This is a genomic window from Mesorhizobium sp. M7A.F.Ca.CA.001.10.2.1 (assembly GCF_003998575.1).
In the GTDB taxonomy this organism is placed as follows: Bacteria; Pseudomonadota; Alphaproteobacteria; order Rhizobiales; family Rhizobiaceae; genus Mesorhizobium.
Genome location: NZ_RZQY01001131.1, coordinates 1 through 969 on the forward strand (window position 1 = coordinate 1; position 969 = coordinate 969).

Here is a 969-nt window from a genome sequence, read left to right on the forward strand (position 1 = left end):
GGCCAGCGTCGTTGGCCGTGGTGAGGTGTGCGCATAGGTGGAGCTGACCTTGCTTGCCCCCAGCGCATCCCGGAACTGGCCGCCGAACAGATCCGACGACAGGCCTGAAAAGAAGCCTGCCGGCGCGCCGAGCCGGCCAAGCGCGATCGCCGTGTTGAACACCGCGCCGCCGACATAAGGCGCAAAGGCCGGCTCACCCGCTGTCGTCGTGCGCGGCAGCATGTCGATCAGGGCTTCGCCGCAGCAGAGGATCATGGCTTCCTGGTCTCCGGCGGATGGATCACGCCCTTGCGTATGATGATGTTGGCGTAGAGCCGCGGCTCGCTTGTCGCGACGATGGCATGCGCCGATTTGACCCGTGCATAGAAGTCGGCGCCGGCTAGCGCAACCACCTTGCGGCCTGGCGCCCGTTTGGCGCAGATCGCCTCGATCTCATGATGGACGGGATCGGCAAGCGAGGGATCGCCCTTGACCGAGGCGCGAAACAGCGCCTCCGGCACGGCGTCATCGACAGGCAGCACACTCAATATCGCGTCGAGTACGGGGATAAGAGGGTGACCATCGGCGCGCACCAGCCGGGTTGCCTGCTGTTCCGCCGGATAGTTTCCGTCGACAAGGGCGATTTCGTCGCCATGACCCATGCCGCGCAGGATCGCCAGAAGCTCCGGACCGAGCAGCGCCGGAATTCCGATCAGCATCAGGCGCTCCTGGAAATCGTCGTCGAGCCGATCAGGAAGCGTTCGGAAAGTGGCAGGCTGGCGCCGCCGAGCGCCCGGGCATGGATGCCGACGGTTCCCTCGCGAATGGTGGGCAGCTTCAAGCCTTCGCCATCGATCGTGGCGATTGCCGCGATGATGGCGTCGACCAGCCGGCGGCGCACCGCCTTCGGCATCCAGCCGTCGATCACCGCCGCTTCGAAATCGATGATCGAGGATGCGGCGACGATGGCGTAGGCGAGCGCCCTTGAGG

Annotated in this window: 2 protein-coding genes and 1 pseudogene; all 3 read right to left on the reverse strand. The window is 65.7% G+C overall.

Annotation, left to right across the window (positions count from 1 at the left end; genetic code table 11):
- The coding region (locus EN964_RS35630; protein ID WP_245490746.1) for a PfkB family carbohydrate kinase at positions 1–255 on the reverse strand (255 nt) is incomplete at its 3' end.
- On the reverse strand, positions 252–698 hold the full coding sequence (locus EN964_RS35635) for an RbsD/FucU family protein (protein ID WP_023808513.1): 447 nt from the start codon (positions 696–698) through the stop codon (positions 252–254). The genes EN964_RS35630 and EN964_RS35635, both read right to left, overlap by 4 nt.
- Positions 698–969: pseudogene (locus EN964_RS35640) on the reverse strand (ROK family protein); the annotation flags it as partial. The gene EN964_RS35635 and the pseudogene EN964_RS35640, both read right to left, overlap by 1 nt.